The 26,830-nt window shown below is 52.3% G+C and carries 20 protein-coding genes and 1 tRNA gene; 6 read left to right on the forward strand and 15 right to left on the reverse strand.

What is annotated here, in order from left to right; genetic code table 11:
- Nucleotides 1-118 precede the first annotated feature (118 nt).
- Nucleotides 119-1,780 (forward strand): asparagine synthase-related protein, encoded by a 1,662-nt coding sequence (locus P8N76_21740; GenBank protein MDG2384307.1) that lies wholly within the window; start codon nucleotides 119-121, stop codon nucleotides 1,778-1,780.
- A 42-nt stretch (nucleotides 1,781-1,822) separates the two neighbouring features.
- Here the strand turns inward: P8N76_21740 and P8N76_21745 are convergent, their stop codons facing one another.
- Together P8N76_21745 and P8N76_21750 are read right to left on the reverse strand one after the other, a co-directional pair.
- Nucleotides 1,823-2,299, reverse strand: coding sequence for a hypothetical protein (locus tag P8N76_21745; GenBank protein ID MDG2384308.1), 477 nt, complete (start codon nucleotides 2,297-2,299; stop codon nucleotides 1,823-1,825).
- Nucleotides 2,300-2,381: 82 nt separating this feature from the next.
- A complete protein-coding gene (locus P8N76_21750) occupies nucleotides 2,382-4,448 on the reverse strand; it encodes a hypothetical protein (GenBank protein MDG2384309.1) in 2,067 nt (688 codons plus the stop codon).
- A gap of 463 nt (nucleotides 4,449-4,911) precedes the next feature.
- On the opposite strand from P8N76_21750, the gene P8N76_21755 reads away from it, so the two are divergent.
- Nucleotides 4,912-7,593 (forward strand): hypothetical protein, encoded by a 2,682-nt coding sequence (locus P8N76_21755; protein ID MDG2384310.1) that lies wholly within the window; start codon nucleotides 4,912-4,914, stop codon nucleotides 7,591-7,593.
- Nucleotides 7,594-8,966: 1,373 nt separating this feature from the next.
- Complete coding sequence (locus P8N76_21760; GenBank protein ID MDG2384311.1) at nucleotides 8,967-9,338, forward strand: DNA polymerase ligase N-terminal domain-containing protein; 372 nt, start codon at nucleotides 8,967-8,969, stop codon at nucleotides 9,336-9,338.
- Here the strand turns inward: P8N76_21760 and P8N76_21765 are convergent.
- From P8N76_21765 to rpmI, 10 genes are all read right to left on the reverse strand, one after another.
- Nucleotides 9,305-10,060, reverse strand: a complete 756-nt coding sequence (locus P8N76_21765; protein MDG2384312.1) for a hypothetical protein — start codon at nucleotides 10,058-10,060, stop codon at nucleotides 9,305-9,307. The two genes, P8N76_21760 and P8N76_21765, sit on opposite strands and share 34 nt — an antisense overlap.
- Nucleotides 10,061-10,511: 451 nt before the next feature.
- Nucleotides 10,512-11,795 carry a tyrosine--tRNA ligase gene (tyrS, locus tag P8N76_21770; protein MDG2384313.1) on the reverse strand — a complete coding sequence of 428 codons (1,284 nt, stop codon included), beginning with the start codon at nucleotides 11,793-11,795 and terminating at the stop codon, nucleotides 10,512-10,514.
- A 31-nt stretch (nucleotides 11,796-11,826) separates the two neighbouring features.
- Entirely contained in the window at nucleotides 11,827-12,345 is a 519-nt protein-coding gene (locus tag P8N76_21775) for a DUF1877 family protein (GenBank protein ID MDG2384314.1), read from the reverse strand.
- Nucleotides 12,346-12,391: 46 nt separating this feature from the next.
- Nucleotides 12,392-13,486, reverse strand: coding sequence for a hypothetical protein (locus tag P8N76_21780; GenBank protein ID MDG2384315.1), 1,095 nt, complete (start codon nucleotides 13,484-13,486; stop codon nucleotides 12,392-12,394).
- 19 nt (nucleotides 13,487-13,505) lie between these two features.
- Nucleotides 13,506-14,819, reverse strand: coding sequence for a DUF1501 domain-containing protein (locus tag P8N76_21785; GenBank protein ID MDG2384316.1), 1,314 nt, complete (start codon nucleotides 14,817-14,819; stop codon nucleotides 13,506-13,508).
- Nucleotides 14,820-14,845: 26 nt separating this feature from the next.
- Nucleotides 14,846-16,831: a PSD1 and planctomycete cytochrome C domain-containing protein gene (locus P8N76_21790; GenBank protein ID MDG2384317.1), complete on the reverse strand. Its 1,986-nt coding sequence runs from the start codon at nucleotides 16,829-16,831 to the stop codon at nucleotides 14,846-14,848.
- A 205-nt stretch (nucleotides 16,832-17,036) separates the two neighbouring features.
- Entirely contained in the window at nucleotides 17,037-19,055 is a 2,019-nt protein-coding gene (gene pheT, locus P8N76_21795) for a phenylalanine--tRNA ligase subunit beta (protein ID MDG2384318.1), read from the reverse strand.
- Between the two features lie 64 nt (nucleotides 19,056-19,119).
- A complete protein-coding gene (pheS, locus tag P8N76_21800) occupies nucleotides 19,120-20,160 on the reverse strand; it encodes a phenylalanine--tRNA ligase subunit alpha (protein ID MDG2384319.1) in 1,041 nt (346 codons plus the stop codon).
- 174 nt (nucleotides 20,161-20,334) lie between these two features.
- On the reverse strand, nucleotides 20,335-20,691 hold the full coding sequence (gene rplT / locus P8N76_21805; GenBank protein ID MDG2384320.1) for a 50S ribosomal protein L20: 357 nt from the start codon (nucleotides 20,689-20,691) through the stop codon (nucleotides 20,335-20,337).
- A gap of 166 nt (nucleotides 20,692-20,857) precedes the next feature.
- The gene (rpmI, locus tag P8N76_21810) at nucleotides 20,858-21,061 is read right to left on the reverse strand and encodes a 50S ribosomal protein L35 (GenBank protein ID MDG2384321.1); all 204 of its coding nucleotides are present in this window, start codon (nucleotides 21,059-21,061) and stop codon (nucleotides 20,858-20,860) included.
- A 260-nt stretch (nucleotides 21,062-21,321) separates the two neighbouring features.
- Between rpmI and P8N76_21815 the strand changes: the two genes are divergently transcribed.
- A complete protein-coding gene (locus P8N76_21815) occupies nucleotides 21,322-21,831 on the forward strand; it encodes a hypothetical protein (protein MDG2384322.1) in 510 nt (169 codons plus the stop codon).
- Nucleotides 21,824-23,134, forward strand: coding sequence for a glycosyltransferase family 4 protein (locus P8N76_21820; protein ID MDG2384323.1), 1,311 nt, complete (start codon nucleotides 21,824-21,826; stop codon nucleotides 23,132-23,134). Before P8N76_21815 ends, P8N76_21820 begins: the two co-directional genes overlap by 8 nt.
- Nucleotides 23,135-23,259: 125 nt before the next feature.
- Here the strand turns inward: P8N76_21820 and infC are convergent, their stop codons facing one another.
- Both infC and thrS read right to left on the reverse strand, forming a co-directional pair.
- A complete protein-coding gene (infC, locus tag P8N76_21825) occupies nucleotides 23,260-23,748 on the reverse strand; it encodes a translation initiation factor IF-3 (protein MDG2384324.1) in 489 nt (162 codons plus the stop codon).
- Between the two features lie 259 nt (nucleotides 23,749-24,007).
- A complete protein-coding gene (gene thrS, locus P8N76_21830) occupies nucleotides 24,008-26,008 on the reverse strand; it encodes a threonine--tRNA ligase (protein ID MDG2384325.1) in 2,001 nt (666 codons plus the stop codon).
- 314 nt (nucleotides 26,009-26,322) lie between these two features.
- Between thrS and P8N76_21835 the strand changes: the two genes are divergently transcribed.
- Nucleotides 26,323-26,397 (forward strand) — tRNA-Val (locus P8N76_21835).
- A 126-nt stretch (nucleotides 26,398-26,523) separates the two neighbouring features.
- On the opposite strand, the gene P8N76_21840 is transcribed toward P8N76_21835, so the two are convergent.
- On the reverse strand, nucleotides 26,524-26,784 hold the full coding sequence (locus P8N76_21840) for a hypothetical protein (GenBank protein MDG2384326.1): 261 nt from the start codon (nucleotides 26,782-26,784) through the stop codon (nucleotides 26,524-26,526).
- Nucleotides 26,785-26,830 lie beyond the last annotated feature (46 nt).

Genomic DNA, 26,830 nt, shown 5'->3' on the forward strand with positions numbered 1-26,830 from the left:
ATGATCTCAGTATTGTGAAGTGCACCACCGCCAACTATTATCGGTTGAGCACTTCATTTCGGTAAGCTTATTCCCGACATCTATTTGTGACGCTCAACCCGAATACAAAGTTTATCCCATGCAACCGTCTGCTCACATCTCACTTAACGGCCAGGGCATTGATTACAGCAATGCAAACTCAGTGGAGGAGTCAGATTATACCATTGCTTGGGATGGTTTCCTTTACGACGCTGACGGCAAACCCCATCAGATCGCAATTCGTCGATTCATCGATCGACTCAGGCAAGGCGACAATCTGATTGACCTTTGCGGCACTCTCGGAGGTTCTTTTTTTGTTGCGATTTGGGATAAGCAGAAACAACATGGCCATGCGTTTGTCGACGAAAACGGCCTCTATTCTGCTTACCGCAATCGCCATGCGGTGGCAAAATCGTTCCTCCATCTGCTGGACGATACCTCGCAGGACGAACACTCCCTGAACTCGGAATCAGTCGTCGAGTTTCTCCAGATGGGCAACGTCTATTTTGGGAAGACTCTCTCAGACGGCATCACGAAAATTTCCCAACGAGAAATTCTTAAAGTCAATCGAGAGGGCGTGTCGGTCATTAAGCGAACAGTCCCCGAGATCAACGATCCGCCCGTCTATGCGAATCTTTTTGATGCGATGGAACCCGTTGCCGAGGCGGCGAAACAATGCAATCCGAGTATCGATCTCACTGGAGGATTCGATTCACGACTCGTCGCTTGCTTGATGAACCATCACCAGGTTTCATTCGAAGCCGCTTTATCCGGCGAATCCGACCATCCAGACTGCGTGCTCGGCCAGCAAGTTGCTGAGGCTTTAGGCTGCAAGTTCGTCTTCACCACCTGGAAAACAGATCAACTTGAAGCCGACTTACCTGATTTAATGGGCCGTTTGGATGGTATGTGCGGCTATCTAAGCACCTTTCACCGCTTGTGCCAGCTTACGGACGAACGCCAGAATCGAGGAATCGATTTGTCGTTCAAAGGCAGTGGGGGCGAGCTCTACAAAGATTTCTTTTGGGCTCAAGACTTTCCTTTTTATGCCAGCAAGAAGTCAAGGCTAAATCGCCTACACCGGCTGCGGCTAGAATTTGAATTATTGTCGCCAAACGTACTGACCGAGGAGTTTTTCGAGCACTTTCTTTCGGCAAGAAAGTATCGACAACAACGCCTGCAAGAATACAGCCTTCCGCTTAATACCCAGACTTACGACAACGTGTATTTCAACGAGCGTGTGCAAACTTGGAACGGTCGCCTAATCACCTCCTGTCAAGCGCCTACGATCGCTTCCCATTCTCCTCTCTGCGAGACGCGTGCTGTCCAAATTGGTTTTTCTGCGGCCCGTAGTCTACGCTTTTACAATCGGCTACATCGCCATTACATTTCGCAAGAAAGTCCAGCTGCGGCTCAAGTCTACACGACTGATGGCACAACAGCGTCAAATCGAGCGAGTGATTTGGTCCGAGATGGGGCGGGTTACGCTTATGGAAAATCACGAAAGCTACTGAAGAAGCTCAACCAATTGCTCCTGAACCGGACGCGATTTGAAGCTTCCACTTTCTCAGCGACTGACCGCATCCTGAACACCGACCTGGCGAGACAAAGTTTGAACGCCTTGAAATCGTCCGGAATCGTGCAAGAGCCGGTCGAATACTCGAACATCTCACCGAGATTCCGAGAGTTTTTCTTCGCAATGGGCTGGCTGCTTGCCCGATCATCCGCTTTGAAAATTGAGGCACCGACCCGCAAACGATGACCAAGCGGTCATATCTCTTATCAACCCCAGGCGATGATTGGACTAAAGATACATGCCGACGAATCCACCCGCATCATCGCTTTCCTGCTGAATACGATCAATTCGTTCTTTGGCAAGTTGTAAGTCGCCGGCTTTGATATACCTATCGAACTCCACAGCAACCGACCGGGAAACCGTGTCGCAGAACCATCGCACGACCGACTCCGTCAACCAATCGCACGTCTCACCCAACAGTTCGACTTGCAGATCACAATTTCTGGAATGGCAATCATCCCGATCCGTGAGCACGGTGCCTTCGAATTGAAACTCGATCGCACCTCGTTGATCATCATTAAGTAGGTGATAGACGCATCGTGCATTATGCAGGTAATAACTATTGTGCGACCCATGCTGCTCAATCGCTGCTTTAATGCGATCGCAGAATGCCCGATACTTGGGCGACGCGTCCATCGGAACATCGAACCGAGAAATCGTACGTAGCGGCAAACAGTCGAAGGAAATTTCCACCCATTGGTTCATGGCGGCTGACCTCGCGAGAAACGAACCTGCGAGCGCGCGACAGATGCACTCGTCTACTCACAACGTTACTTCGGAACGCCGACTAATTCCAGCCCAGAGTGAGCCATCCATCGGCAGAGGAGACGTAATCGAGCTTCAAATCTTCGAGTTCTCGCAAACGTTCGGGCAGTTTCAGTCCCTCTCCATCGATTTGCGATTTGAATAAACCCTCGAACTTCTTCGTCATAAACGTCTTATTTCGCAACTCCAGTAAACTCAACCGCTGGCCCTCTTTGCCTGGATAGGTGACATTAATGTCACCATCTCGAACGAGCCGCGCTTTGCCATTTTCCGACGTGAGTTTGTAAGTTGCTGCCACCTGCATATTCTTTCGCACAACTTGATCGCCACGAGTAAACCGGCGGCCACGGATCGCAATTGTGACTCTTCCGTCGTCGAACGTAATTTTCATCGGTTGCAGACGGTCAAAAGTGATCGACCATGGGTCATCATCTTCGTTGATGAGCAACTCGTCGGGAACCTCCCCAGTCACCTCTTTCACTAAATCTTGAGCCCGTTCGTCGGTCATTAAGAATCCACCAACCGCATTGACGGCCGAATTCAGAAACAGTGATTCGTGAACCTGAACGACAACACTGTGCTCAGGCGTTTGAGGTGGGACGTTGCTAGCCGACAACTGGACCTGTTGCCCTTGTAGAGCACGCAGATTTAGCCGATTCTTCGTTGTCCAAAGTCGCACCCAGCGGGGATAAATGTTTCGTCGTCGCAAGGGCTGTCGCAAATCAGTATTCAATCGTTGATTACTCTTCGCAATCAAATCAGCCGCTTGCTCATCCATCATGCCAGCGACACGACGTTCGGCCAGCCCCGAGGAGATTCGTTCCGCTTGACCTTGTTGCTTCCGCGCCTGTTTCCATGCAATCTTCTCGATCAGTTTCGAACCGAAGTCACGATCAGCCCGAATGCTATAAATCTGTGAATCCGTCGAGCAACTGACCGTAGCGGGCTCGCCAACGACTCCTTCGGCATCGACCATCAGCAGCTTACGTCCCAAAATTTGGGTTTTGCCGAGGCTGTAAATTCTTACCGGTTTCCGCCGCCCCACCGTATCGGAGTCCGAAACGCCCGTCAGCACCACTTCGATGGCTGCTTTGTTCTTGTAAGGAATAAGCTGAGCCGACAAATTGCCAACCGTATGTGCAACCCCGCGGATACGCGTACCGAGAATCCTCTCGTTCAACGAGGTATTCTGATCGATCTTTTCCGCCAATCCCTTGGCTACCGTTTTCGCCGAGGCGGAGAAATAGAAATTCGCTTTTCCATATCGATTGCGAACTTCTGAAACAATCTCCGGAGTTTGCCCTAGCTGTTCAAGCCAAACTAATCGGGTCGCAATTTGGGAAGGCGAAAGTCGCGGGTCCGCAAGCTCAGCCGATAGGGCTTGCAATTGGTCGGCAAATCGCTTCTGAATCGCCGGATCAGACTTGGCCATCAACAATCGTCGATACTCAAGCAGGGTATCACGCAACTTGACAAACTCTCGTAATTCAAGACCAGGTTGGCCGCTATACAGTTTCGCGACCACACTTCCAAGCGATTCCGCGTTGGGTGACGTGTCGCTTTGAAGCTGACCTTGCATCGAATCCCACAACAGAAAGTCTTGCCACGCCTGGGCATTAGCTGATGTCCCATGGGACAACATTTTTTGCAGCTCTCCAGCAGCCTTGTTAGCTCCTAAGCGAGCCGCTTCGACACGCTGCTCTGAGATGGGTGCGAACTGAGTTGAATAATCTCCCACCCAGTCAGCAATCGCCTGATCTGTCGTGGTAGCATTTAACCACTCTCGAACTGCGTTCCTCACAGCTACAAAGGCGGGTGAATCGATGCCTGACACCGGCTGGCGAAAACGACTCAACACCGACATGATTTTTGCCGGCTTCGCCTTGTCACCCTGGTCGAGCAATTGGGTTAATTCGTCAACGTGCAAGAAACGCCGCCAGGCGTCGGCGTTGTCACCGACACCAAGCCATTGGTTCATCGTGTCGGTCGCCTCTCTCACTCTGTCGACAGACGAGTCAGCCCGTACTGCCTGCGAAGGGCTGATCGAAAGAGAGACCAGCAACAAAACGAAGATCCCAAGCGAACGCATCTAGAAACTCCTTCGCTGAACCTGAAACCCCAATTCAAAACCACCCACAATCATGAATCGGGTTCAGTTGGTTCCATCCCGCCGAATGCATTCCGACCGGGCTTGAAATTCGATGACAAGCATCTTAAACGGCAACGGCCGCAAAGACAACCTAGATTACGCAAACCAACCATCGCTTTCAATCGATACCCTCTACTCGTTGCCAGTATTTAACCAAGACACACTAACTTAGCCCACGTGATCGCCGATTCCCCTCTGGCACCTTAACCGCCACCGTCTGGCAGAGAAGTTGCCTGACTCAATCGATATGTCCCATACGGACGGCCCAGTTGTTTGATTTTTTCAACATTTGGCGTTGCAAAAAGACCACCTTACCCATCCTGACAAGGTACGTTTTTCATGGCCCAACCGAGGCATGCCAAGTTGCTTGGATGCCACCGTAAAAACGTAAGGAGACAATCTCGTGTGGTGTCGGAACCAACAGACGCGAATCTTGTTGTTGGCATGCGTCTGCATGCTTGCAAACGGATGCGCGTCGATCAGGCTTCCGGCGATTGATCCCTCTGGCGAACGAATCTTACTGCCCGCCCCGAACTACACGACGCTCAATCGCAATCATTCGTCCGATTACATTCGTCCAAGTCGCGAATTGTGTCCTGATGGGCCCGTCTTCAAACAACCCCCGACCTCGGATTGCGTCCTGCCGCCAATCATTCCGAATACAGCTCCAAAGTCGCCTGCCGTCACTCTGGTTTCCGAAAATGGGCCAACCTTGCCGCGGATCCTCGTGCCGGGAGGCTGCGAAACCAGCAAGCACGAAATCTACGACAGTTATCCAAAACGAGATGGTGAGACCGACAACAAATCCAATGTCACGCTTTCACCTCGTCGACACATTGCAACGGTAGGAACCGAGGTGGTTCTCATTGGTGGTGTTTGTGGTAAAGACGGCTACTACCGCACCCATGAAGCAATGGAATGGGGACTAACGCAAGGCAGCGTCGGCCAATTCATTGATCCGGGTAAACCGGCCGTTGGCTGGAAACGCCGTCGCGGGCATCTGGCATCGCTGGCAGCAGGGCCGCGAGCTAAGTTGCTGTCGAACAACTACGCCCTAGCGAGAACTTCGAAACGCGTTCAAGTGCTGACTCGCGGCACGGCGAAACCAAGTGACGATATTTTCGTTCTACAAGGCCAAACTTGGATCGGGGTGACATCGGCCACCGAAGGCGAGACTTACGTCACGCTCGTCGCCCCTGCCATCGACGGTTGGGAACAACGCCAGGAAATGGCCGTTGTCCATTGGATTGACGGACAATGGACGTTACCCGTTTCGGTGGCTTCACGTTCTGTCGAACCGATTACTTTGACAACGCGGATCAACCGCAAATTGACGGCAAGTCCGGTGGCAGGTTGGATTGTGCGTTACGAGATCGTTGAGGGCGCAGCCGTTTTCGACGGCGGTGCAACCATGGTCGAAGTACGAACGAATGACATGGGCACAGCTCCCGTGCGCGTCAGCCCTGCTTCCTTGCGAGGTGGCGCTGCAAAAGTGAAGGCAACAATCATTCGACCGGCCGGCATGGGAAGCGGAACTCCAGATCGGCTCGTAGTGGGAGAAGGCATCGTAGACGTCTCATGGAGTACCGCGATGCTGGAAGTGCAAATGACAGGCCCTGAGTCAATGGAAGTGAATGACACGGCCGTCTATCGAGTCAACGTCACGAACACAGGAACAATGCTTGCCGACAGCGCGTTGGTTCGCGTAATGGTCCCACCGGGTGTCGATCTTGTTTCCAGCCTCCCTGCGGCATCGACTTTTGGAAGTCGCCTCGACTGGAGTCTGGGCCAAATGCCACCAGGTGAAAGTCGTACGATCGAAGTCACCTATCGAGCAACTCAAGCGGGAGTCATTCGCCACTGTGCGTCTGCACAACCTGCCGGTGGAACCTCGGTCGAAAGCTGCGTCACGACAATCGTGACCGCTGATTCTCTCTTCATCGAAATGGTAGGGCCTAACCCCGAGATTCCGCTCGAAGTGGGACAGAACGTCCAATACCAGGTCACGATCACCAATCGGGGCAATCAACGATTGACCGACGTTGTGTTGAGTGATCGCTTCGACCCGGGCCTACGACATAGTGAAGGGACAAGCCCGATCGAACGCCCCCTTGAGCCTCTGGACCCTGGTCAATCGCATCAAATCGGCCTGAACTTCCAAGTGATTTCACCCGGTCGGCACTGCCACACACTCGAAGCGACTGCATCCGGTACCAAGCCAGCTCGGACGAGCGCCTGCATCACGGCTGAACTGCCACCACAGGTTCAACCGGGTGCTTTGACCTTGAAAAAAACGGGACCTGCACAGGCCATCGTTGGGCAGCAGGTCAACTTCCTGATTACCGTGCAAAACACCGGACAAAGTCCAGTCACAAACATTCAAATCGTGGATCAATTCGACCCCGAGCTACGCCCCACCGCGACAAATCCCCAGGCAGTGAACTCGAGCCAAAACCAAGTAATCTGGTACTTATCACGATTGGAACCGGGCGAACAGAAGACGTTCCAAACCACCTGCCAGGTGTTATTTGATTCCCAACGTTCCTGCAGTCGCGTCACGGTCCGCGCTGCGGACGGCATCGAAATCACCGACGAAGCTTGCTTGCTTATTTCCGGCCAGCCAGTTGGAGGTAATCCGAATCCACTGCCAGGCGTCGCGCCGCCCGCCAACGCTCAACCCGCCACGCCTCCAACCGGCCCCGCAGGTAACATTTCGAATGGCGGTCTCCAGGTTTCCATCGACGATCGAGGAGAACAATTCAAGGTAGGCGGCCAGATCGAATACCTGATTGTGGTTCGCAACAACAGCCAATCACCTGATAGCAACGTTATTCTCACGGTGAAGCTACCACCTCAATTGCGATTGAAGAACTACTCTGGTCCGGTCACAGCGGAAACCCACAGCGCTGACTGGCGAACCATCGTTATGGCTCCCCTGAAAACCCTCCGTGTCGGAGAAACGGTCCAGTTTGAAGTGATCGCAACCGTTGAGCAATCGGGCAACATTTCGACTCGTACGGAGCTTAGCAGCCTGCGGATGCTGCAGCCCGTTGTGCAAGAAGCGCGGTCAGTGGCAGTTCAATGACTTCTCGGATAAGCTGTGAGTCATCATCTCTTCAAGCGATTCGGTCACATCACCAAAACGGGGCGTTTTCAGTTCGAGTCGTTGTAACGTGAATAAATGCAAACGGGACAAACTCGTTTCCCGGTCGAATTCAAGCTATCGGCTCCGAATGACAATCGATCATCAAACGCATATATCCCTGGTGATCAACCGGGATGCCCGCCAGTGGGCGAACCAACCGCTTGATGAATGAACGGTTCTGTTTCGCGCGCTTCCTGTTTTGAGCAAATTCGATCCATTTTCCGACACTCTGCACTGCCTCGAGATACTCATCAAGATTGCAAGTGTCAGCTGGCCTCAGGCGTCGCATAAGTTAGGCGAGCATCTGAAAGTACTTGATCAAGCCCCAATTTATCGGAGACACCACGCGTTCCGCGGCGAAACATCCGATCGAAGATCGATACGTGGCTCCCCATTTCGCGGCATCCGCCCCCTCTGGGAACTCCACGAAATCGCGTCGCGAGAGTTCCAGCAAGGGCAACAGAGTCTCGCGTCCTAACACGGCCGCGGCCTGTTGATCAACGAAAATTACCCCCGCGTCGATTTTGCGATTTCGGCTTTCTCAATCTGCGGCTGAAGATCAACAATCTGGTTGACCGTCGCTCGCAGTTACACACCGGCTTTTTCTCGCTCATTATTAGAATCTGGATCAATGATTTGGTCGCCCATTGATTGAGCTGGTATTCCAACGGGTCAATTTCCAGAAAAGATCATGCGGCTTTCGCTCCTGCTTCCTCCCGGAGATGACGATATTCGCGGAAGACCTCTCTGGACTCCTGCAGAATTCTCCAGCTTCCTCGGGCTGACTCGATAGGAGTTCATCCTGAGCAAATAAAGCAGTGGAAAAAACGAGGATCAGGACAGAAACAAAGAAAACGAAGTTCCGCATCAGATTTCCCATGACTCGATCCAAATCATTCAGTTTGCGATCGAGCGGTCTGTTGTGGTGCCGGCCAACTGCTATAGTTTCGTAATGGAATTATGCTTTTTAGTCGACGCTTCCAATGTCAAACGATGTTCAAACAGTCATCAAAACCTACCTTGCTCGCCTGCCTAGGTTTCATTATTGACACTCTGAAAACATTTTCCGTGCGAATGCTGAGCCACCTTCCGCACGTATCGTGAGCTAACTACTAAGCATCGTTCCAAGTGCGTGACGAGGCTGTCCGCCGATCTCGCTCCTGCATTTCAATCACAGTTAAAACAAAAATAGAGTTAGACGCTGCCGCATGCTGCTTACCCTAAAAGTAAATGTCGTTCCAACTTTGATTTGGCAAGGTAAAGACCGGTGTTGCGATTTTCGCGAAGAACTTGTTCGAGCAGGAAAACCGTAAATGCCCCGCTTTGTCCTATTACGGCATGAATTGCCGAATGCTTACGATGCGCCTCGTGACTCTCACTGGGATTTGATGTTAGAAGACGGAGCAACGCTACAAACTTGGGCAATCTGCCAGATTCCAGACGTTGGCTGTTGGGTGGAGGCACTCTCTTTGCCTCCTCATCGAACGGAATATCTCGACTATGAAGGTCCCGTTTCTAATAACCGTGGAGAGGTTACCCAATGGGATCACGGTGATTTCGATTGGCTGGAGAAAAACGAAACAAGAGTCACCATTCGACTGCGAGGAAAGCGCATTCAGGGCGAGGCGATTCTAGAGCAACTGTCAGCCGATCATGGCTGGCGGTTCATGATCGCTTCAACTTGAGTGGCCAACGATCCGAATTTGAGAGCGTGATCACGATATTGCGACACGTCAACTGATTCGTCGGCCTTGCCTGAAATGTAGAACTTTCCGTCTTCCACACGTATTCGTTCAATCACGATACCCGACTCAAGTTCCGGACGATCAGTGGGAACACGAAGTAGTGCAACCGGGTCACCTTTCGACTGAGACCATTGCAGCGGCAAGTGAGCCTCGATCGCGGCGGCAGAGACCTTGTCCAAGAGTCCCTTTAGTGGAACCGGCACGCTCCCAGCCCGCACATACGCCACTCGAATCGCCACTTCATTGGGTTCTTTTGTGAGATAGGGTTCCAATGCCATCGACAACACAGTGTCGACTTGCGGTGTTTTCAGTTGGCAAGCAATGTGGGTTTCACCATCCAGGAAGTTCACGCGAGGTTGACACACTTCGGGCGGTAACAAGTCGGGAAACTTTTCTTCCAAATCAGTCGCGAGCCAACCGTTTACCTGTTCCGCAGTCACGACCAACTCCCATGTCTTCCCCTGTTCCAATTCATTGTGAAGTTCGAGCACCTGTTGCTCGAGTTCGTCTCCAGCTTGATCGGCCGATACAGCATCAAATTTCAAGGCTACCGTGTAGAATTCCGGCACGGATTTCGTGGCGAGATAGAGCCCAACTCCCGCCAGACTCGCAACGACGACGAGCAGAACAAAGCCAAGCAACAACCGCCGCAAGATCCGCATCGCAGATGTCCTCACAAAAACGTTCTAAGCAGCGCCCTTTTTACAGATTCCACGATCGGCACTTCACCATCAGACCGAGTCAGCATGCGTCCGCTTCATCTCAGTCCAGTCGTGGGCCAATTGAATCAGGCTAGAGTAGTACGTGGCCCGGAGGATAGTAGTTCGACCAAGGTAGACCGTCAATTAGAATCAGCCGATTAACGCTCTCACGCACCGACATCCAATCCGAGACAAGTCGTCGAAAGTGACTGAAGCTGAAAGAGTTAGGCAAGAGGAGCGATGAGTGTTTGCTTTTTTTCCCACCTGGACCGGGAATCAGACAATTTCGAAAGTTCCCGGCTAACTTTGCATGCTGATCTTTGCCAGCATGCGGGCGACAGCAGCCGAATTTCCAATCGGCCTCCGCCAGTCGCAATGAATTTTGTTCGTTTTTCAATTCGGAGATCGCGCATCATTTGAAACGCAACAGCGCGTACTTCTTTTTACCAGATCGCAACACGATTGTTGTTTCGCTTGCCAAATCTTGCTCTGTCAATAAGCGATCGAGATCCGACTGGCGATGATTGTTCAGGTATGCACCACCTTGTTTGACTGTACGGCGCGCTTCGCTCTTACTTTTCGCCAGGCCGGATTCAACCATTGCGTCGACCAATGAGATTCCCTCAGCACTCAAGCGTTCACGCCCCAAGCCACAGCTCGGCACGTCAGCAAAAATCTGTGCCAGTTGCTCATCACTTAGTTGACTGATTTCGGCACCGAAGAGCACGTCTTTCGCACGGATCGCAATTTCCAGGCCGGAATCCCCATGAACCAACTTGGTCAGTTCTTCAGCGAGTCGAATTTGGCTTTCACGTTTTTGCGGTTCAGAATCACGAGCCTGGTCGAGACCCTCGATTTCTTCTTGACTGAGGTCCGTCAAAAATCGCAAGCACTTCCCAGCATCATCATCGGCCACGTTGTACCAGTATTGATAAAACTCATACGGGCTGGTTCGATCGGGCGACAACCAAATCGTGCCGGATTCTGTCTTACCCATCTTGGAACCGTCACTCTTCGTCAAGAGCGGACAGGTGATGCCATAAAGTTGAACACTCCGCATACGACGACCGAGATCGATACCCGCTGTGATATTGCCCCATTGATCACTACCACCGACTTGCAACTGACAATCGAGCTGATCGTGGAGGTGAACAAAATCATAGGCTTGTAGGAGCATGTAGCTGAACTCTGTGTAACTTAACCCGCTCTCTGAACGTTCGAGTCGTCCTTTGACAGAATCCTTATTCATCATCACGTTGACGGGAAAATTCTTGCCGATGTCGCGAAGGAATTCGAGATACGAAAAGGACTTCATCCAATCGAAGTTATTGATCAGAACGGCAGAAGATTCTCCACAATCAAAATCGAGAAATGATTGCATCTGCTTTCTGAGACCGGCAACATTGTGCTCTAGCTGATCGACCGAGAGTAAGTTTCGTTCTTGACTTTTTCCGCTTGGATCACCAATCATCCCAGTCGCACCACCCACCAAGGCGATCGGGCGATGTCCAGCTCGCTGAAAACGGCGTAAATAAAGCAGTGGCATCAAACTACCAACATGCAGACTATCTGCCGTGGGATCAAAACCAACATAGACAGTCCGACAACCTTCACTCAACCATTGGGGGAGAAAGGCTTCATCTGTACATTGATGAATCAAGCCGCGCCAGGACAACTCTTGATAAATATCGAACATAAATAGACAATTCCCTTTGGAACCAGCAGTTTCAATCGATGTGGCGAACACAAAACAGCACGGCTTGTCGCTGGCTCGCCGCCAACTCATAAACCGCTCGCACCGACTCAAAGATGGGTGTGAGCATATCGATTTGTGCGTCTTGCACCGAACGATCGTCCGTTGCTGACTGCGCTTGTTTCAGGCGATCCTGCAGCTCTTCGAGAGTTAATTCCTGAAGCGCTTCGAAAATATGCGGAACCATATCAGGGCGTACAAGGATGACACTCATCTCATCTCCCTGATACATCGGACGCCCCCCCAAAATGCACTGTCTGAGTGGCAAGTCGCCGCCATCCGCATCGATTGAACCGCCCGTAAAGATTCGATGCAACGTGGACCATTGGCCCTTCAAATCCGCTCGGCATTGACTATCCGTCTGAGCCAGAATTTCAGCCAGCGCCGTTGCCAGCTGTTCATCTTGACGGGAAGAAAAGACACTTTTGGCCTCGTCCCGTCCAAGTGCAAGGAGGAGCCCACGGTGGAGTTGTGATGGAACGGATTCAGACATGATTCAGAGAGCAAAGATGGAGGAAGCGACAAGACCAGCGATAAGCTTAAACAAGATCGTAGATATCGACGACACCAAATGGCTTCCATTTGCCATTCTTTGGCTTGGGCTGTTTGTCACTCCCACAGGTAAAAAGGCTGTTTCCGGCCTGATTAAAACAAGCCCCAGTCATTCGATATCCGGTATTTAGGCTATCAAGTCGATTTCCATCTTGGAGCGAGAACAAGGCCGCATTCCACTTACCGCCCCGAAGCCGCCCCCCCATGATGAACAGTTTTCCCGCTGGGTGAATGGCGAGGGTTTCCATTAACCCTTCGCCACTCTGGCCGTCGTGAGTCTGATCAACCAGTTTCGGTGTTGATTCCTGCCAGGAAAATCGTTGCCACAGCTGTCGCCCATTGCCGGCCATCGGATCACGCATGGGCCCCATACCGGCCAGCAACAAATGCTGGCTATCGGGTGAAAAGGCCAAGGCATAGATCCCACCGATGTAGCAATGACTCTTAATGATGCCCCAACTGGTAAAGGCATCCGTCGTCCAATTGGCCAGCAAGTCACCACTCTCAACATCCCAGACTCGTACTTCACCCATCAGATTGCCAGCTGCCACATAGCGGCTATCAGAGCTGAACGCGACTGATTGAACAGGTGGGGTGTGCGACCATTGTTGACACAACTGCCCATTTTTGACATCGAACAGCTTTACCGATGGTTCCTTTTCAGCGCGCGGCTCATACTTTTCACCACCGGCCAAATACTGACCGGTTGATGAAGCTGCATATTTTCCGTTGGGCGATAAAACCATTTGCCAAGACCAAAAGCGGTGGGCTTGGATCCGCCGAAAAACCGATTGGCGATTCGTGTCATACCATTGCAAGACACCATCGTACCCCGCCGACATCAGCGTGGTCTGATCAGGCAGACTGGCCACACTTGCCGCGTAGCTTTGGTGTTCGTAAAGCCGACGATGCGTACCATCATTCGGAAATAATTCGTAGACGCCGTCCATACAGGCCGCGAAGATACGATCTTCACTGTAAGACAAGCCAATCCCCAACACACCAGTCGGTAAAGGATATGATTTTTTCTTTTTAGTCTTCACAAGAGGATTTGCTTCGGTACCTTGTGGTTGCTCAGTCATAACAATCTCCCCCAAAGACTCAGCTCAGAATCTCGTGGATGGGTTCGGCTTCGTTTTCAACTCGGTGGAACGTCGGCAATCCCGGCAACTGATATTCCTGATAGGGATCCAAACCCAACGCCTTGAAAATCGTCGCAAACAGCCGGCGTTGATCGACCGGGTCGCGAGCGACGTCCACACCGTCTTTGTCCGTCGCTCCAAAGACCACCCCAGGTCTGATCCCGCAACCAGCCATCGCAAGACTCCAGGCATTGGGATAGTGATCGCGTCCTCGGCTTTCGTTCAACCAGGGAGTTCGCCCAAATTCCCCCATCGCAATTACGAGTGTATCCTCGAGCATGCCACGCTCTTCGAGGTCATTCACGAGATGAAACAAGACCTGGTCCAATTCCGGCACCAAAAGCTGATGAATTTCATGGTTCATCACATGGCAGTCCCAGGGCATACCATTGGACACCATGACGAAAGGGGCACCATTCTCAACAAGATGACGAGCCAATAACGTATGCCGCCCGAATGTACCTGGTCCATATTTTTCGAGTTCAGTCTTAGGTAAGCGTTCCATATCGAATAATGACGCGCAGCTCATCATGCCGTTGACTCGCTCAAAAGCTGCGTTGTGGGAATCAGCCGCTGCGCTGCGTGAATCATTCGCAAATTTCTTGCTGAAAAATTGCCGCAAAGCCTCTCGATCAGCATGATCAACTTCTGACAATTCCTCGGGGCGAAGAACGTTTTCCAATTGATACTGTCCACCCACTCGAACCGGCCCATACTCAGCACCCAACCAGCCAGCCCAATTACCCGCCTTGAAACGCTTATATTCGTTTCCCTCCGGACAGGGATCCAATAGCACAAAACTTGGAATTGGACTGTCGAGCTGTTGTAACGATTGCCCGAGCACAGCGCCCAAGGTCGGTCGAACAAACGGTGGCCTAGGGCCGTCCCCTCGATTCAGCAGATCAATCGCCTGAAAGTGTTCGGATTGATCGGTCTTCATGGATCGAACAATCGCCAGCTTATCTGCCATCGTCGAACATTTGGGCATGAGTGAACTAAAACGGATGCCTGGCAGATTTGTGGGAATACTCCCAAATGGACCGCTTGTGGGGCGGCCTGGCTTGGGGTCCCAAGTTTCAAACTGACTGGGGGCACCGCACAACCAAAGTAAAATGCAACGTTTTTCTTGCCGCTTCACTTCTTCGGCGAGAGTGGGCACGGAAAACAAGCCGGAAAAGCTGCCGACAGAGGCAGCACCGGCCGCGACGCTGCCTTGCAAGAAAAGGCGCCGATGCAATTCATGATCTGGACTTCCACAATTCGATCGTTTCATCTCAGCTACGCTTTCGCTGATCTCATCTAATGATTGATCCGAAACTCGGCACTACCAATCATCGCCCATAACAGTTGACGAATCGCGGCGGGAGTTCCATTTCGTTGCTCAAGATAACCCGTTGCGGCCATCATTTCTTCGGCGTCAGGTTGACGCCCAAAAAGCTTCCAAAAAGCAAATTCTACCTGCGTTTTCGCATCGGTCATTTCCTGAAGAGCATCAATTGTCCTGGCTTGCTCCGAAGCAAATAAGCCGTTCATGGCAGGATTGTTTGTCATCAATAACGCCTGAGTTAAAGTGGCCGTCCACTCTTCAGGGAAAACATGAGGAAAGTCGCTACGAAACTGGTTCATGAGCGACTGATTCGTGCAAGCTTGATCGGTCAACGCCAAATAGATCGAATTCAGGTAGCTTTCGGCCGTTAATGGTTTGGCCAGCCCATAGGTAAAGTCGGCGGGCAAAGCTTGAGGCGAAGGAGGGATCGAATTCAACTGATAGCAGCGAGAATTAACGATGCTTCGAATTAAGCGTTTGACATCAAAACCATGCTGGCGAAAGTCTTCGGATAGCCATTCAAGTAATTCCGGATGCGAAGGCGGGTTCGTGGAATCCATTCGATCAACAGGGTGCACAATTCCACGCCCGATGAGCATGGCCCAAATCCGATTGACGAATGCTTTGGCCACCAGCGGATGTGCCGACAAGATCTCATCAGCAAACAGTTGCCGACGTGAAAACCGCGGAACACGTGGCTCGTCCATCCGAGATTCCGCTTCGGCGCCCCGATAGTTGTCATCCGAGTCTTTTTGCTCTGCACCCTCTTCGGGTTGGGCCTCTTCGATCGTGGCGCTGGCAAAGTAAGTCAAAGAAGCGTCAAAAGCGTCACCGCCCAAATCCGTAAACTTCTGAAAGCCCCCCACGGCCGATTCGACAACACGAGGCCCGGCCTTGGTGTTTTGATTTTTCCCTCGATTGAAGAATGCCACGAGCCCCCAATAATGCCGCTGTTCAATCTCAGCGGCCAAGGGATGGTCATGACACTGCGCGCATTCGATCCGAATGCCAAACAGATTCGGAGATACCGCTTCAGCGATTTCCTGATAGTTGTTTTTCCGTTCGTACAGAAACCAGCCAGCTCGAACATCCGTGTCATCACTAACGCGGGCCAGCACCATCTCACGCGCCATACGGTCCCAAGGACGATTTGTCGCAAACGAGTTTTCCAGATAATCACGCCAACCGTGTTGTTGACGCTCCTGCAAAGATCGGTCACCACGTCGACCTAAGAGGACAACATCGAAGACATCTGCTAAGTGCGAGGCATAAAGCTCGCTGGCAATTAGCCGATCAACCAACTGACGACGCTTATCCGAATTCGTGTCAGCACAAAATCCATTGAGTTGCTCGACGGTCGGTATTCGACCTGTTAGATCCAAATAAACTCGGCGTGCAAAAGTTGCATCATCACACCGTTCGGCCACGGTCACAGCTTTATCTCGCCATCGACTGCTGACAAACAGATCAATCGCCAAGGTTGGATCAACGCCAGATGGAAGAATTAAGCGAGATGTTTCAATCTCTGCCGGGTCGCCGGTTGCTTGACTTGCTTTGGATGAGGCTTCGCTCTGAGGCTTATCGGAAACAACATGAGCTTTATTCGGCGGAAGCGCCGCGACCCACGTCTCAAGCTGTGCAATCTGATCGGCTGACAGTTGTTTGTTACCAGGCGGCATATGGGGCTTCGCGCCAGGGCGGACCAACTGCAACAGACGACTCTCGCCGACGTTACCAGGAATCAGTGCCGGCCCCCGTTTCCCGCCCTGCAGCATGCTTTCTAACGTCCGCAAATCCAAACGACCGGAAGTCTTTTTTTCACCGTGACACTTCAAACACTGTTCTTGAAGAATCGTCGCGACCGCAGGATTGCTTAGCTCGGACGCTGACAAACCAGAGGTGAGGATCGTCAAACAGAAAAGCAACAACAGGCCACTTCGAAACGAATGAGTGCGCATGCTTCTCACAACAAATGATCTTTTCGGAGAGGGAAGGAATCTAACGGTGGGATGCCCTATAGTTTCGTCGAAACTACGGCCAGCGCCAAGCGAAAGCGGGACAAAACGACATCCGCAAAGCAATCTGCCCACCACAGCAAGCGTGAAGAAAGTTATAAATTCCAAACAGATTCACGAAATTCCCGGCAGAATTGACTAGAACGAGTCAACTCAACAATCCAGCACCGTGTTGTTGTTCGCAGGCAGTGATGATCGCCTGACGAATCTCGTCAGCCTGCTCGCCCGTCATGGTTTGATCTGCGGATCGCAAACGCACCGACAAGAGCAAACGCTTCCGACCCACACCGTCCCTCTCGGGATCTCGATAGGTTTCCTGATAGTCGATCCGTTCAAGACATTCTCCAGCCGCTTGGCGGACGGATTCTGAGAGTGCCGCCCAACTAATCGCCTCGTCAACGATGAAATTGAAATCATGACTGATGGCGGGATAAGGACTCAAGCGACTGAACTGAGGCACGAGACGAGCCGCTGCCTGTAAAAGATCAAACTTCAGTTCGGCAATCGTCGTGGGGTTACGTAACGAAGCGGCTTTGGCTGCTTTATCCCCAACCAAACCCAGGTAACCCAGCACATCACCATCAAGCAGCAATTGGCAGCTTTGTCCGGCATCAAAGAAATCCTCGTTGGCCGCCGCAACTTCCAGCTTGGCGTCGATATGCAAGGCGGCGAGCAACGTTTCAATAACTCCCTTCACGGCCGCAAACTCGCGACCACTGGTTAGCGACAACATCACCGGCTCGTCGGGCAGTTGGCCAGGACGAGGCAGGTAAATCTTGGCCGTTTCGAACAGCTCAATTCTTTCGTTGGCCAGAGACTCGTTGACCTTACGTGCCTCAAGCAAGCTAGGGATCAAGCTACGTCGCAAGCAGTTGGCACCGCGCAACATGGGAGTACTGGACCGAATCGGTTCGATCGAGCTCCAAGGACTGAACGCGCCCGAGTGTTTTTCGTCGACAACGCTAGCCGTCATGGCTTCACTGAAGCCGGAAGCCAGCAAGACTTGTCGGACAGTCTGCTTCACACGATCAACCTCCCGTCGATGCGAAGGGGCCATCGGCACACCTACGTCCTCGGGAATTTCATCGTAGCCATGAATCCGCGCGACCTCTTCAATCAAATCGATTTCCCGGGTCAAATCGCGTCTCCAAGTTGGCGATTGGAACGATGCTGACTCGTCGTCGCTTTGCAAATGTTCAAGTCCCAAGCGTTCGAGGATTTCGATGACCCGAGACGCTTCCAACTGGATACCAAGGATTCGTTTTAATTGAGAAAAGCGAAAGACGACAGGCGTCACGGCAGCCGACTCGTTCGGCTGCACGTCGATGACCCCGTCCACCAGTTCGCCTCCGGCCAGATCGAGAATCATTTCACATGCACGCAAACTGGCCCATTCAATCCCAACCGGATCCACTCCTCGTTCGAAGCGATAGGAAGAGGGGCTGTGGAGTCGCAAAGCTCTGGCTGTCGAGCGAATCGCCAGAGACGCAAAGTCGGCCGACTCGATCAACAAGTCGGTCGTTTGCAAGCTAACTTCGGTATCAGCTCCACCCATAACGCCAGCCAAGGCAACCGGTCGGGTTTGATCCGCAATCACGCACATGCCGGGACGCAGCGCGTAGTTCCGGTGGTCGATTGCCACAAAAGGCTCATCTTTTTTAGCGTCCCGAACAATAATTTTTCCTCCATCCAGCTTGGCAAAATCGAAGGCATGCAAAGGCTGTCCAGATTCCATCATCACATAGTTTGTGATGTCGACCACATTGCAGATCGACGCTAAACCAAGCGTCTCTAATCGCTTGATCATCCAGTCGGGGCTGGGCCCCACTTTGATGCCACGAATGAGTCGGGCCGTATAGCGTGGACACAACTCAGGCGCGTCAATCGTGACACGGGTCAAATCGCTGATCGACGTCCCAGAGGACTTCGGCGAAGGTTGAGGGATTTTCAAAGGCTGATCCCACAGCACAGCTATTTCACGTGCGACACCGATGTGTCCCAGACAGTCAGGGCGGTTGCTGGTGACCTCCAAGTCGATCGCAAAATCATCACCAACAGGCTCCGTCGACTCGTGGTTCAATCCCGCCATCGCCAAGCGTTGCTCAGCTTCAGAAAGCGGCATTCCCAGATCGACATAGTCTTTCAACCAATTCCAGGAAACGATCATCGTTTAACAATCCGAGCGGCTATTGCCGCAATGAGAGTGGTTTCTTGTCCTTGCCATTCCAGATTCAAAACTGCTGAAGGAACCGCACATCGTTCTTGTAGAACTCTCGGATATCCGTAATCCCATGCCGTCGCATGCAAAGGCGCTCGACACCCAATCCGAACGCAAAGCCTGTGACTTCATCCGGATCATAGCCCACCGCTTTCAACACGTTCGGATCGACCATGCCGGCACCTCCGAATTCGATCCAATTGTCATTCCAACTAAAGTCAGCTTCGACACTTGGCTCCGTAAACGGAAAAAACGATGGACGGAAACGAATGTGCACCTCGGACCCGAGGTAACTTGTCGCAAACAGCCGCAACACACTTTTCAGATCGGCCATCGTCACCTGCTTGTCGATCAACAAACCCTCCATCTGGTGAAACATTGGGTAGTGCGTCGCATCGGCCGTATCGGGCCGATAGACACGGCCCAACGAAATAATGCGAATCGGCGGCGGAGTCTTCGACATCACTCGAATTTGAACCGTACTGGTCTGACTGCGAAGCAACAACACATCGTGGTCAGAATTCGAATCGGCTGAATTCTGCTGAGCCGTCGAGAGGTAGAAATTATCGAGCGGATCACGAGCCGGATGTTCACGAGGGATATTCAACGCTTCAAAATTATGCCAATCGTCTTCGATTTCGGGCCCTTCAGCAGCCGAGAAGCCCAATCGCCCCATGATATCTATCAATTCGTCAATCGTCTGAGAGATAGGATGGAGCCGTCCATAGGGCACCTCGGTGGTGCCTGGCAAGGAAGGGTCAAAGGTCGCTTCGGAGCCATGCTGAGCTGATCCGACAGTCAGCCGCTCGTTCGCCCCGTTGAAAGCTGACTCGATCGCCTGCTTGACCTGATTCAATCGCTTGCCCGCTTCTGGTCGATCTGACTTGTCGACCTTTCCCATCTGTTTTTGGGTCGTCTTGAGCCGCCCACTTTTGGCACCGAGAAACTCAATCCGCGCCGCCTCCAAGGCTTCAATGTCTCCAGCAGCCGCAAACGCCTCAGACGCCTGTTGCGAGAGCTGATCGAGTTCATTCACAAAATCGGCAAGAGCCATCTTGGAGCTCCCTATAAATTTCGCGACAAGTTGTTGCCGCCAAGCACGGACGAAGCGATGAATAAAATATCGGAGATCGAAGCAGATTTCACGACAAAGAATGGAGCCGATAATCAACAAGCCGCCAGTTAACCCGGCGGCTCGTCATCTATCTGTGAGAACATCTTGGCCAAATCAGGCAGCCAAAGCATCTTTGGCATCCTGGACGATCTTGTCGAAACCGCCTGGATCCGTCACCGCGATTTCGGCCAACGATTTGCGGTCAAGCTCGATCCCCGCCTTGCTCAGCCCATGAATGAACTCGCTGTAACGGATACCTCGTTCTCGGCAAGCCGCGTTAATACGGATAATCCACAGCTTGCGGAACTCTCGCTTGCGGACACGTCGATCTCGAAATGCATATTGGCCAGATCGCAGCAAGCTTTCCTTGACCGTTCGCAACAGGGTTCCACGTCCGCCGCGATAACCTTTGGCTCGCTTGTAGAGCCTTCGTTTGGCCTTATTTCTGGCCGAACCTTTTGTTGTTCTCATTGCTGATCACATCTCTTTCGTTTTCGTCCGCCAGGCCCCGCTCCGAAATGGAAACGGCGTTGTCTTGCCCGCGTACGTGACCGACCCGATTCGAAAACCGGATCCTGACCCCCGTGATCGTTCCAATTACGAAACGAGCACGGCAGCTTCATTCAACGGCACAGCCTCAATAGCTGTTACCGGCAAGTGCCTCACGGATTGATGCTTCCACCGTCTTGTCGAGCACCGTCGTTCCGCGTAGGTTTCGCTTGCGTTTCTGACTCATTCGGGCCGCCAAATGGCTTGTACCGGACTGGCGATGTTTCGCTTTTCCAGTGGCCGAAAGCCGAAAACGCTTCTTCGTGCCTTTGTGTGTCTTCTGTTTGGGCATGATAGGATCCCAGTTGTGAGTAATAACCGCGTTCGAAGCCCCTCAGTTTATGCTTTTTCGGCCATTTCATCCAGGTGAGCTGCGACCAAAACGGACAATCTGGTAAATAAAGCCTTAAGCCCTTATTTTTTAGTGAGTTACGTGATGGACAAAGTTTTTCAGGCAACCGCGGTGAGCTCGCCCGAACGACTCTGCAGCCATCTCGAGATTCTCAGCCACCAACAACCCTGAATCTCCGAAGCCTCGCCCGGGAAATCGCCATGCCAGCTGAAATCTGGATCCGCTGGACCATTCGACTCTCGATGGGGCTTTACGCGCTCTATCTGCTGCTTTCGCTCACCCAGCCTCAGCAAATACGAGTAAGGCGTGGCCTCTGGACCGCCGCATGCCTTACCTTTCTAGCCCACTTTATCGTCGCTTTTCAATTCGCCCATGATTGGAGCCACCAGCATGCGTTTCGTGATACGGCCCAACAAACGGGCGAGCTGATGGGCTGGGAATTCGGTGAAGGGATCTACTTTAGCTACCTATTCCTCGCAATCTGGCTTTTTGACGCGGCTTGGTGGTGGTTGGCAGCGGACAGCTATTCAACTCGGCCAGCGTGGCTATCATGCTTGGTGCAGGGCTACATTCTATTCATCGCGGCGAATGGATGCATTGTGTTTGAGTCGGGCATGACGCGATGGGGCGGCTTCTTGGTCGGCCTAACACTGATTGCCATCTTGATCGAAAAGCGGTGGTCACGACGGACGGAACCTGCAGATGAATGATCCCCAACCACGTATTGCCTACCTCACGGCTGGTGCGGCCGGCATGTTCTGTGGCAGCTGCATCCACGATAACACGCTGGCTGCCGCCTTACATCGCTGCAACGTGGACATCGCTTTGATGCCCACCTATACACCCATCCGTACCGATGAAGATGATGTGAGTATCGATCACGTCTTCTTTGGCGGTCTCAACGTTTATCTCCAGCAAAAACTACCGATATTTCGCCACCTGCCATCCTTTCTGGATCGACTGTTGGACCGACCGTCGCTCATCCGTTGGCTCGCCAGCGGTAGTATTGAAACTCAGCCCGAACACCTTGGCGATCTGACAATCTCCATGCTGCGCGGCGAGGCAGGTTTCCAAGCCAAAGAAGTGCGCAAGCTCACGCGTTGGCTTCAAACCGAATACCGACCCGATCTGATCAATCTCAGCAACTTGCTCATTGCCGGTTGCGTACCGAGCCTAAAACGAACGCTGCAAGTACCGATCGTCGTCACCTTGCAGGGCGATGATATCTTTCTTGACTCACTGCCGACCGAATACCGTCAACAAGCCATCCAACACGCGAGGAAGCTTGTTCGTGACGTCGATGCCTTTGTGGTGTTCAGTGAATTCTACGCCGAGTACATGGCGGATTATTTTGAGATCCCCGAAGACAAAATCTACCAAGTGCCGCTTGGGATTAAGACGGATGATTATGCGGATCCTCCCTCCAGAAACGAAACGACCCAAGTGATTGGCTACCTCGCGCGCCTCGCCCCCGAAAAGGGGCTCCATCTCCTCGTGGACGCGTTTCTGCGCCTGCGCGAACAGCCCCAGCACCACAACGTCCAGCTACGGGTTGCCGGTTGGCTCGGCAAGCAAAACGAAGCCTATGCCAAGGAACAATTCGCACGGCTTGACGCCGCCGGACTCGGCAGCGAATATGAGTACCTTGGCACCATCGAGCGACAACAAAAGCTTGATTTCCTCAGACAACTCGACATCCTCTCGGTACCCACCGTCTACCGTGAGCCCAAGGGGCTGTTTGTGTTAGAAGCCTTGGCAGCAGGAGTACCCGTGATCCAGCCGAACCACGGTGCTTTTCCAGAATTGATCAACAACACCCAGGGAGGCTTACTCTGCGAGCCAAACGACGCAGAAGATCTAGCGAGTCAGTTGGGACAGCTTCTTTTGGACTCTGAACAACGGAGCCAATTGGGGAGGGTCGGCCGCGAGAATGTCCTTGAGCGATTTAACGCAGGGCAAATGGCGCAGAAAACTCTGGAGCTTTATCGACGACTTATCTCGCACGCAAACTGAACGATCGAGACACGAGCGTTCGAGAACCGTACGATACTCGCCACCTCGGATACTCGCCGGCCAATGCATAGAGAGCCAACCGCAAGTCAACTGCGGTTGGTCAACGAAACAGTTTCCCGGTCAATCTATTTGGGCGCCAGCGTACAAACGATACGCCGTCCCTGCTGAGCAGGCGGCACCTCGAGTTTGCCACAATCCAACAACCCTTCGATGACCTGTTGAATCACTCGACGCCCTTCGTCGACATGCACAATCTCTCGTCCACGAAAGACGACTGACACTTGCACTTTGTCTTTCCCTTCCAGGAAAGTGCGCGCTCGCTTCACTTTGAAATCGATATCATGCTTCCCTGTTTTGGGCCGCAGTCGAATTTCTTTCGTCTTCGTGTGATGGACTTTTCCTGTGGCATTTTTTTTGCGTTGCTGATACTTGAACTTTCCGTAGTCCATGACCCGACAAACCGGGGGCGTCTCGTTGGGTGCAACCTCAACAAGATCGAGATCAGCTTCTCGAGCAATTCCCAAAGCGTCCTCGGTCGGAATGATTCCGAGTTGCTCTCCATCGGCCGCGATAACACGGATCGGGGTTACTCGGATCTGATCATTAATCTTCACAAACTTGCGATCGATTTTTTTACCCTTTCGTAATCAATAAAATCGGAACAATCGTGATTTGCCAAGATCACGAGTCTTCGCAAGTATTTGCTTTCAAAGGGCGGCTCGTCAACCAGTTTCACCCATCGGATTGATGGTTTCTCAGGAGCCGTTGGCTGCTGAGCTCGCAAATCGGAGGCTTGCTCAGATCGAACCGTCTGCGGCCCCGGCCACGGCCAATCACACAAACCCCTTCAAACAAACAACTTAGGAAAAACGGTCAATATTCATTCTCCGCACCACGATCTCCCAAACCGGCCGATCCACTGAATGTCTGACGAACCGTGCGAGCCTGAATTTCATCGAAGAGTTTCTGGCGGGCCTCCTCAATCGAGACCGCACCGAGGTCACCTTCGATTCGATCGCGAATCGAAACGGTCCCGTTTTCAACATCCCGAGGCCCAACGATGAACATGTAAGGAATCAGCTCCAGTTGAGCATCTCGAATCTTCGCTCCCAGCTTTTCAGCCCGAAAGTCACCGGTTGCTCTCAAACGCGAGGAGGTCAGTTTTTGAAGAATTTCGCGTCCGTAGTCTTCTGACTTTTCACTGACGGATAAGACTCGCACTTGCTCGGGTGCCAACCAAAGCGGAAAGGCACCGGCAAAGTGTTCAATCAAAACGGCAATAAATCGTTCCATCGATCCAAATGGTGCGCGATGAATCATGACGGGTCGATGGGCTTGATTGTCGGCACCGATGTACTCAAGGTCGAAGCGTTGCTCGCTAGGCAGATTGTAATCCAACTGGACTGTTCCCACTTGCCATTCACGACCAATGCAATCCGTCACGACAAAATCAGCTTTCGGACCGTAGAAAGCAGCCTCTCCCGGTTCCTGCTGTGCCTCGATCCCAAGCGATTCACAGACTTCGATCAGCGATTGCTCAGCGCGTTGCCAACCGTCAAGCGTGCCAACATATTTGTCACTCTCGGGATCTCGAAATCCCAACCGAACACGATAGTCGTTGAGGCCGAGCGATTTGAGTACAAATTGTGTCATTTCGATGCACGCGCGAAACTCTTGTTCTACTTGATCTTCGGTGCAAAAGATGTGTGCATCATCCTGAGTAAACCCACGCACTCGTGTCATCCCAGACAACTCGCCAGATTTCTCATAGCGATAGACAGTTCCGAATTCTGCCAAGCGCACCGGCAATTCCCGATAGCTACGAGGGCGCGACTTGTAGATCATGATGTGATGAGGGCAATTCATCGGCTTTAAGATGTATTGCTCATCATCCTCCATCACAATCGGCGTGAACATGCTGTCAGAATAATAGGGATAGTGGCCCGAGGTTTCATAGAGCTCAATTCGTCCAATATTGGGCGTGTAAACAGCTTCGTAACCGCGCTGCGTCAACTCATCGCGGACAAAGTTTTCCAAAACACTTCGAATCATGGCTCCTTTTGGCAACCACATGATCAAACCGGAACCAACCATGGGATTGATCGTGAACAGCTCCAACTGCTTGCCCAACACACGATGATCACGCCGCTTGGCCTCTTCAATGCGCTGCAAATGCGTTTCAAGATCTTTCTTGTTGAAGAAAGCCGTCCCATAAACCCGTTGCAGTTGATTGCGTGACGCATCGCCTTTCCAGTATGCGCCAGCCACAGAGAGCAGCTTGAAGGCACCAATCGCATTCGGGCTTTTCAAGTGAGGACCACGGCACAAATCCAAGAACTCGCCCTGACGATAAAATGATAGCGTTGGATCGTCGGCTAACCCTTCCTCGATATGTTCGATCTTGTACTTTTGAGCCAAATCCTTACAGATCTGGAGTGCCTGATCGCGAGGCTCTTCCAGCCTTTCAAACGACTCGCCCAACTTGATGATCTTGGCCATCTCTGCTTCGATCGCTGGAAAGTCTTCTTCCGTCAAAGCTTGATCCAACTCAAAGTCATAATAGAATCCGCCATCGATGGTGGGGCCGAAGGCCAGCTGAACCCCGTCGTAGAGTCGCATGATCGCGCGGGCCATGATATGGGCACAACTGTGCCTCATCACCCCCAACGACTCGGGATCCTTCTTCGTGAGAATCTTCAGGCCGACAGCCCCGTCGGCTGGTAATGGGTGGTCGAGTCCGACGACTTTTCCATCAACTTCGGCCGCCAAGGCCGCTTTGACCAGCCCGGGCCCGATATCCGCTGCAACATCAGCGGGAGTGATTTCTGTTTCGAATTGCTTTTCCGATCCGTCCGGCAAATTTACCTTCAGCATGACCCCGTTTTCGAACCTTCAACTTGGTGGAATGCGTTTGTCAGCGGCGGACGTCGATACAAAGGACAACCTAGAATGCCAGCTGAGCGTGCAGAGCCGTCAAGTATAGAGACTGTGACACCTGGAACAAGGCGGAAGCAAACGAGCCTCAACTCCCCGCAGCTTGACAATTATCTACCTTCGGCCGCCATTCTGATAGCATTTCGGGCGATCCATTACGACCTCCCTACGCGCCCCTTCAAGCCTTGGTTATAATTCGAAGCTTCACGGGTTGAGTTCACCGATACGGTTTCACCTTTCGGAAGTTGACCTGCGGGCGATTAGCTCAGTTGGTTTAGAGTGCTTGCTTGACATGCAAGAGGTCGCTGGTTCAAATCCAGTATCGCCCACTTTTTCTAAGGCTTGATTCTCAAGCGAGTTGCGGCAACGGACATCACAGCCGCCTCACGTCCCGACCAATCACCAACAGGTGATTGTGATGGCTGATCTCAACTGGGTTGGACAACTCTCACCAATCAGTCCCGAACCGTTTCGTAACATGGGTCAATCGGGACGTCGAGCGAATCCGGCAGCCCTGGAAAAATGCCAACGCCTCCACAGCGACCACAACGTCTCACGACTTTGGGCCACCGAAATAATTGCGAGCCTCGATTGGAATCGACTTGTACCGGTTCGGAATCGGCGAAGGCAAAAACGGCTTCCAACCTTGGAGTTTCATCCGACACACCGATCATGAGCAGAAAATCCTGCGATGCAGAAAACGTCGACTCAGTCATTATCGTCTCGTTTCTAAGCGGCCTACCCGTCAACAGCTTAACTGCC

It is taken from the genome of Pirellulaceae bacterium, from assembly GCA_029243025.1.
Classification (GTDB): Bacteria; Planctomycetota; Planctomycetia; order Pirellulales; family Pirellulaceae.

Bases quoted from the DNA above. Each gene is read 5' to 3' on its own strand.
- P8N76_21765 (MDG2384312.1), bottom strand. From the start codon at position 10,060: ATGCGGATCTTGCGGCGGTTGTTGCTTGGCTTTGTTCTGCTCGTCGTC.
- P8N76_21750 (MDG2384309.1), bottom strand. From the start codon at position 4,448: ATGCGTTCGCTTGGGATCTTCGTTTTGTTGCTGGTCTCTCTTTCGATC.
- P8N76_21745 (MDG2384308.1), bottom strand. From the start codon at position 2,299: ATGAACCAATGGGTGGAAATTTCCTTCGACTGTTTGCCGCTACGTACG.
- P8N76_21775 (MDG2384314.1), bottom strand. From the start codon at position 12,345: ATGTCTGAATCCGTTCCATCACAACTCCACCGTGGGCTCCTCCTTGCA.
- pheT (MDG2384318.1), bottom strand. From the start codon at position 19,055: ATGATCGTTTCCTGGAATTGGTTGAAAGACTATGTCGATCTGGGAATG.
- pheS (MDG2384319.1), bottom strand. From the start codon at position 20,160: ATGGCTCTTGCCGATTTTGTGAATGAACTCGATCAGCTCTCGCAACAG.
- tyrS (MDG2384313.1), bottom strand. From the start codon at position 11,795: ATGTTCGATATTTATCAAGAGTTGTCCTGGCGCGGCTTGATTCATCAA.
- P8N76_21815 (MDG2384322.1), top strand. From the start codon at position 21,322: ATGCCAGCTGAAATCTGGATCCGCTGGACCATTCGACTCTCGATGGGG.
- P8N76_21790 (MDG2384317.1), bottom strand. From the start codon at position 16,831: ATGCGCACTCATTCGTTTCGAAGTGGCCTGTTGTTGCTTTTCTGTTTG.
- P8N76_21740 (MDG2384307.1), top strand. From the start codon at position 119: ATGCAACCGTCTGCTCACATCTCACTTAACGGCCAGGGCATTGATTAC.
- P8N76_21820 (MDG2384323.1), top strand. From the start codon at position 21,824: ATGAATGATCCCCAACCACGTATTGCCTACCTCACGGCTGGTGCGGCC.
- P8N76_21780 (MDG2384315.1), bottom strand. From the start codon at position 13,486: ATGACTGAGCAACCACAAGGTACCGAAGCAAATCCTCTTGTGAAGACT.
- rplT (MDG2384320.1), bottom strand. From the start codon at position 20,691: ATGAGAACAACAAAAGGTTCGGCCAGAAATAAGGCCAAACGAAGGCTC.
- P8N76_21760 (MDG2384311.1), top strand. From the start codon at position 8,967: ATGCCCCGCTTTGTCCTATTACGGCATGAATTGCCGAATGCTTACGAT.
- rpmI (MDG2384321.1), bottom strand. From the start codon at position 21,061: ATGCCCAAACAGAAGACACACAAAGGCACGAAGAAGCGTTTTCGGCTT.
- P8N76_21785 (MDG2384316.1), bottom strand. From the start codon at position 14,819: ATGAAACGATCGAATTGTGGAAGTCCAGATCATGAATTGCATCGGCGC.
- P8N76_21840 (MDG2384326.1), bottom strand. From the start codon at position 26,784: ATGACTGAGTCGACGTTTTCTGCATCGCAGGATTTTCTGCTCATGATC.
- thrS (MDG2384325.1), bottom strand. From the start codon at position 26,008: ATGCTGAAGGTAAATTTGCCGGACGGATCGGAAAAGCAATTCGAAACA.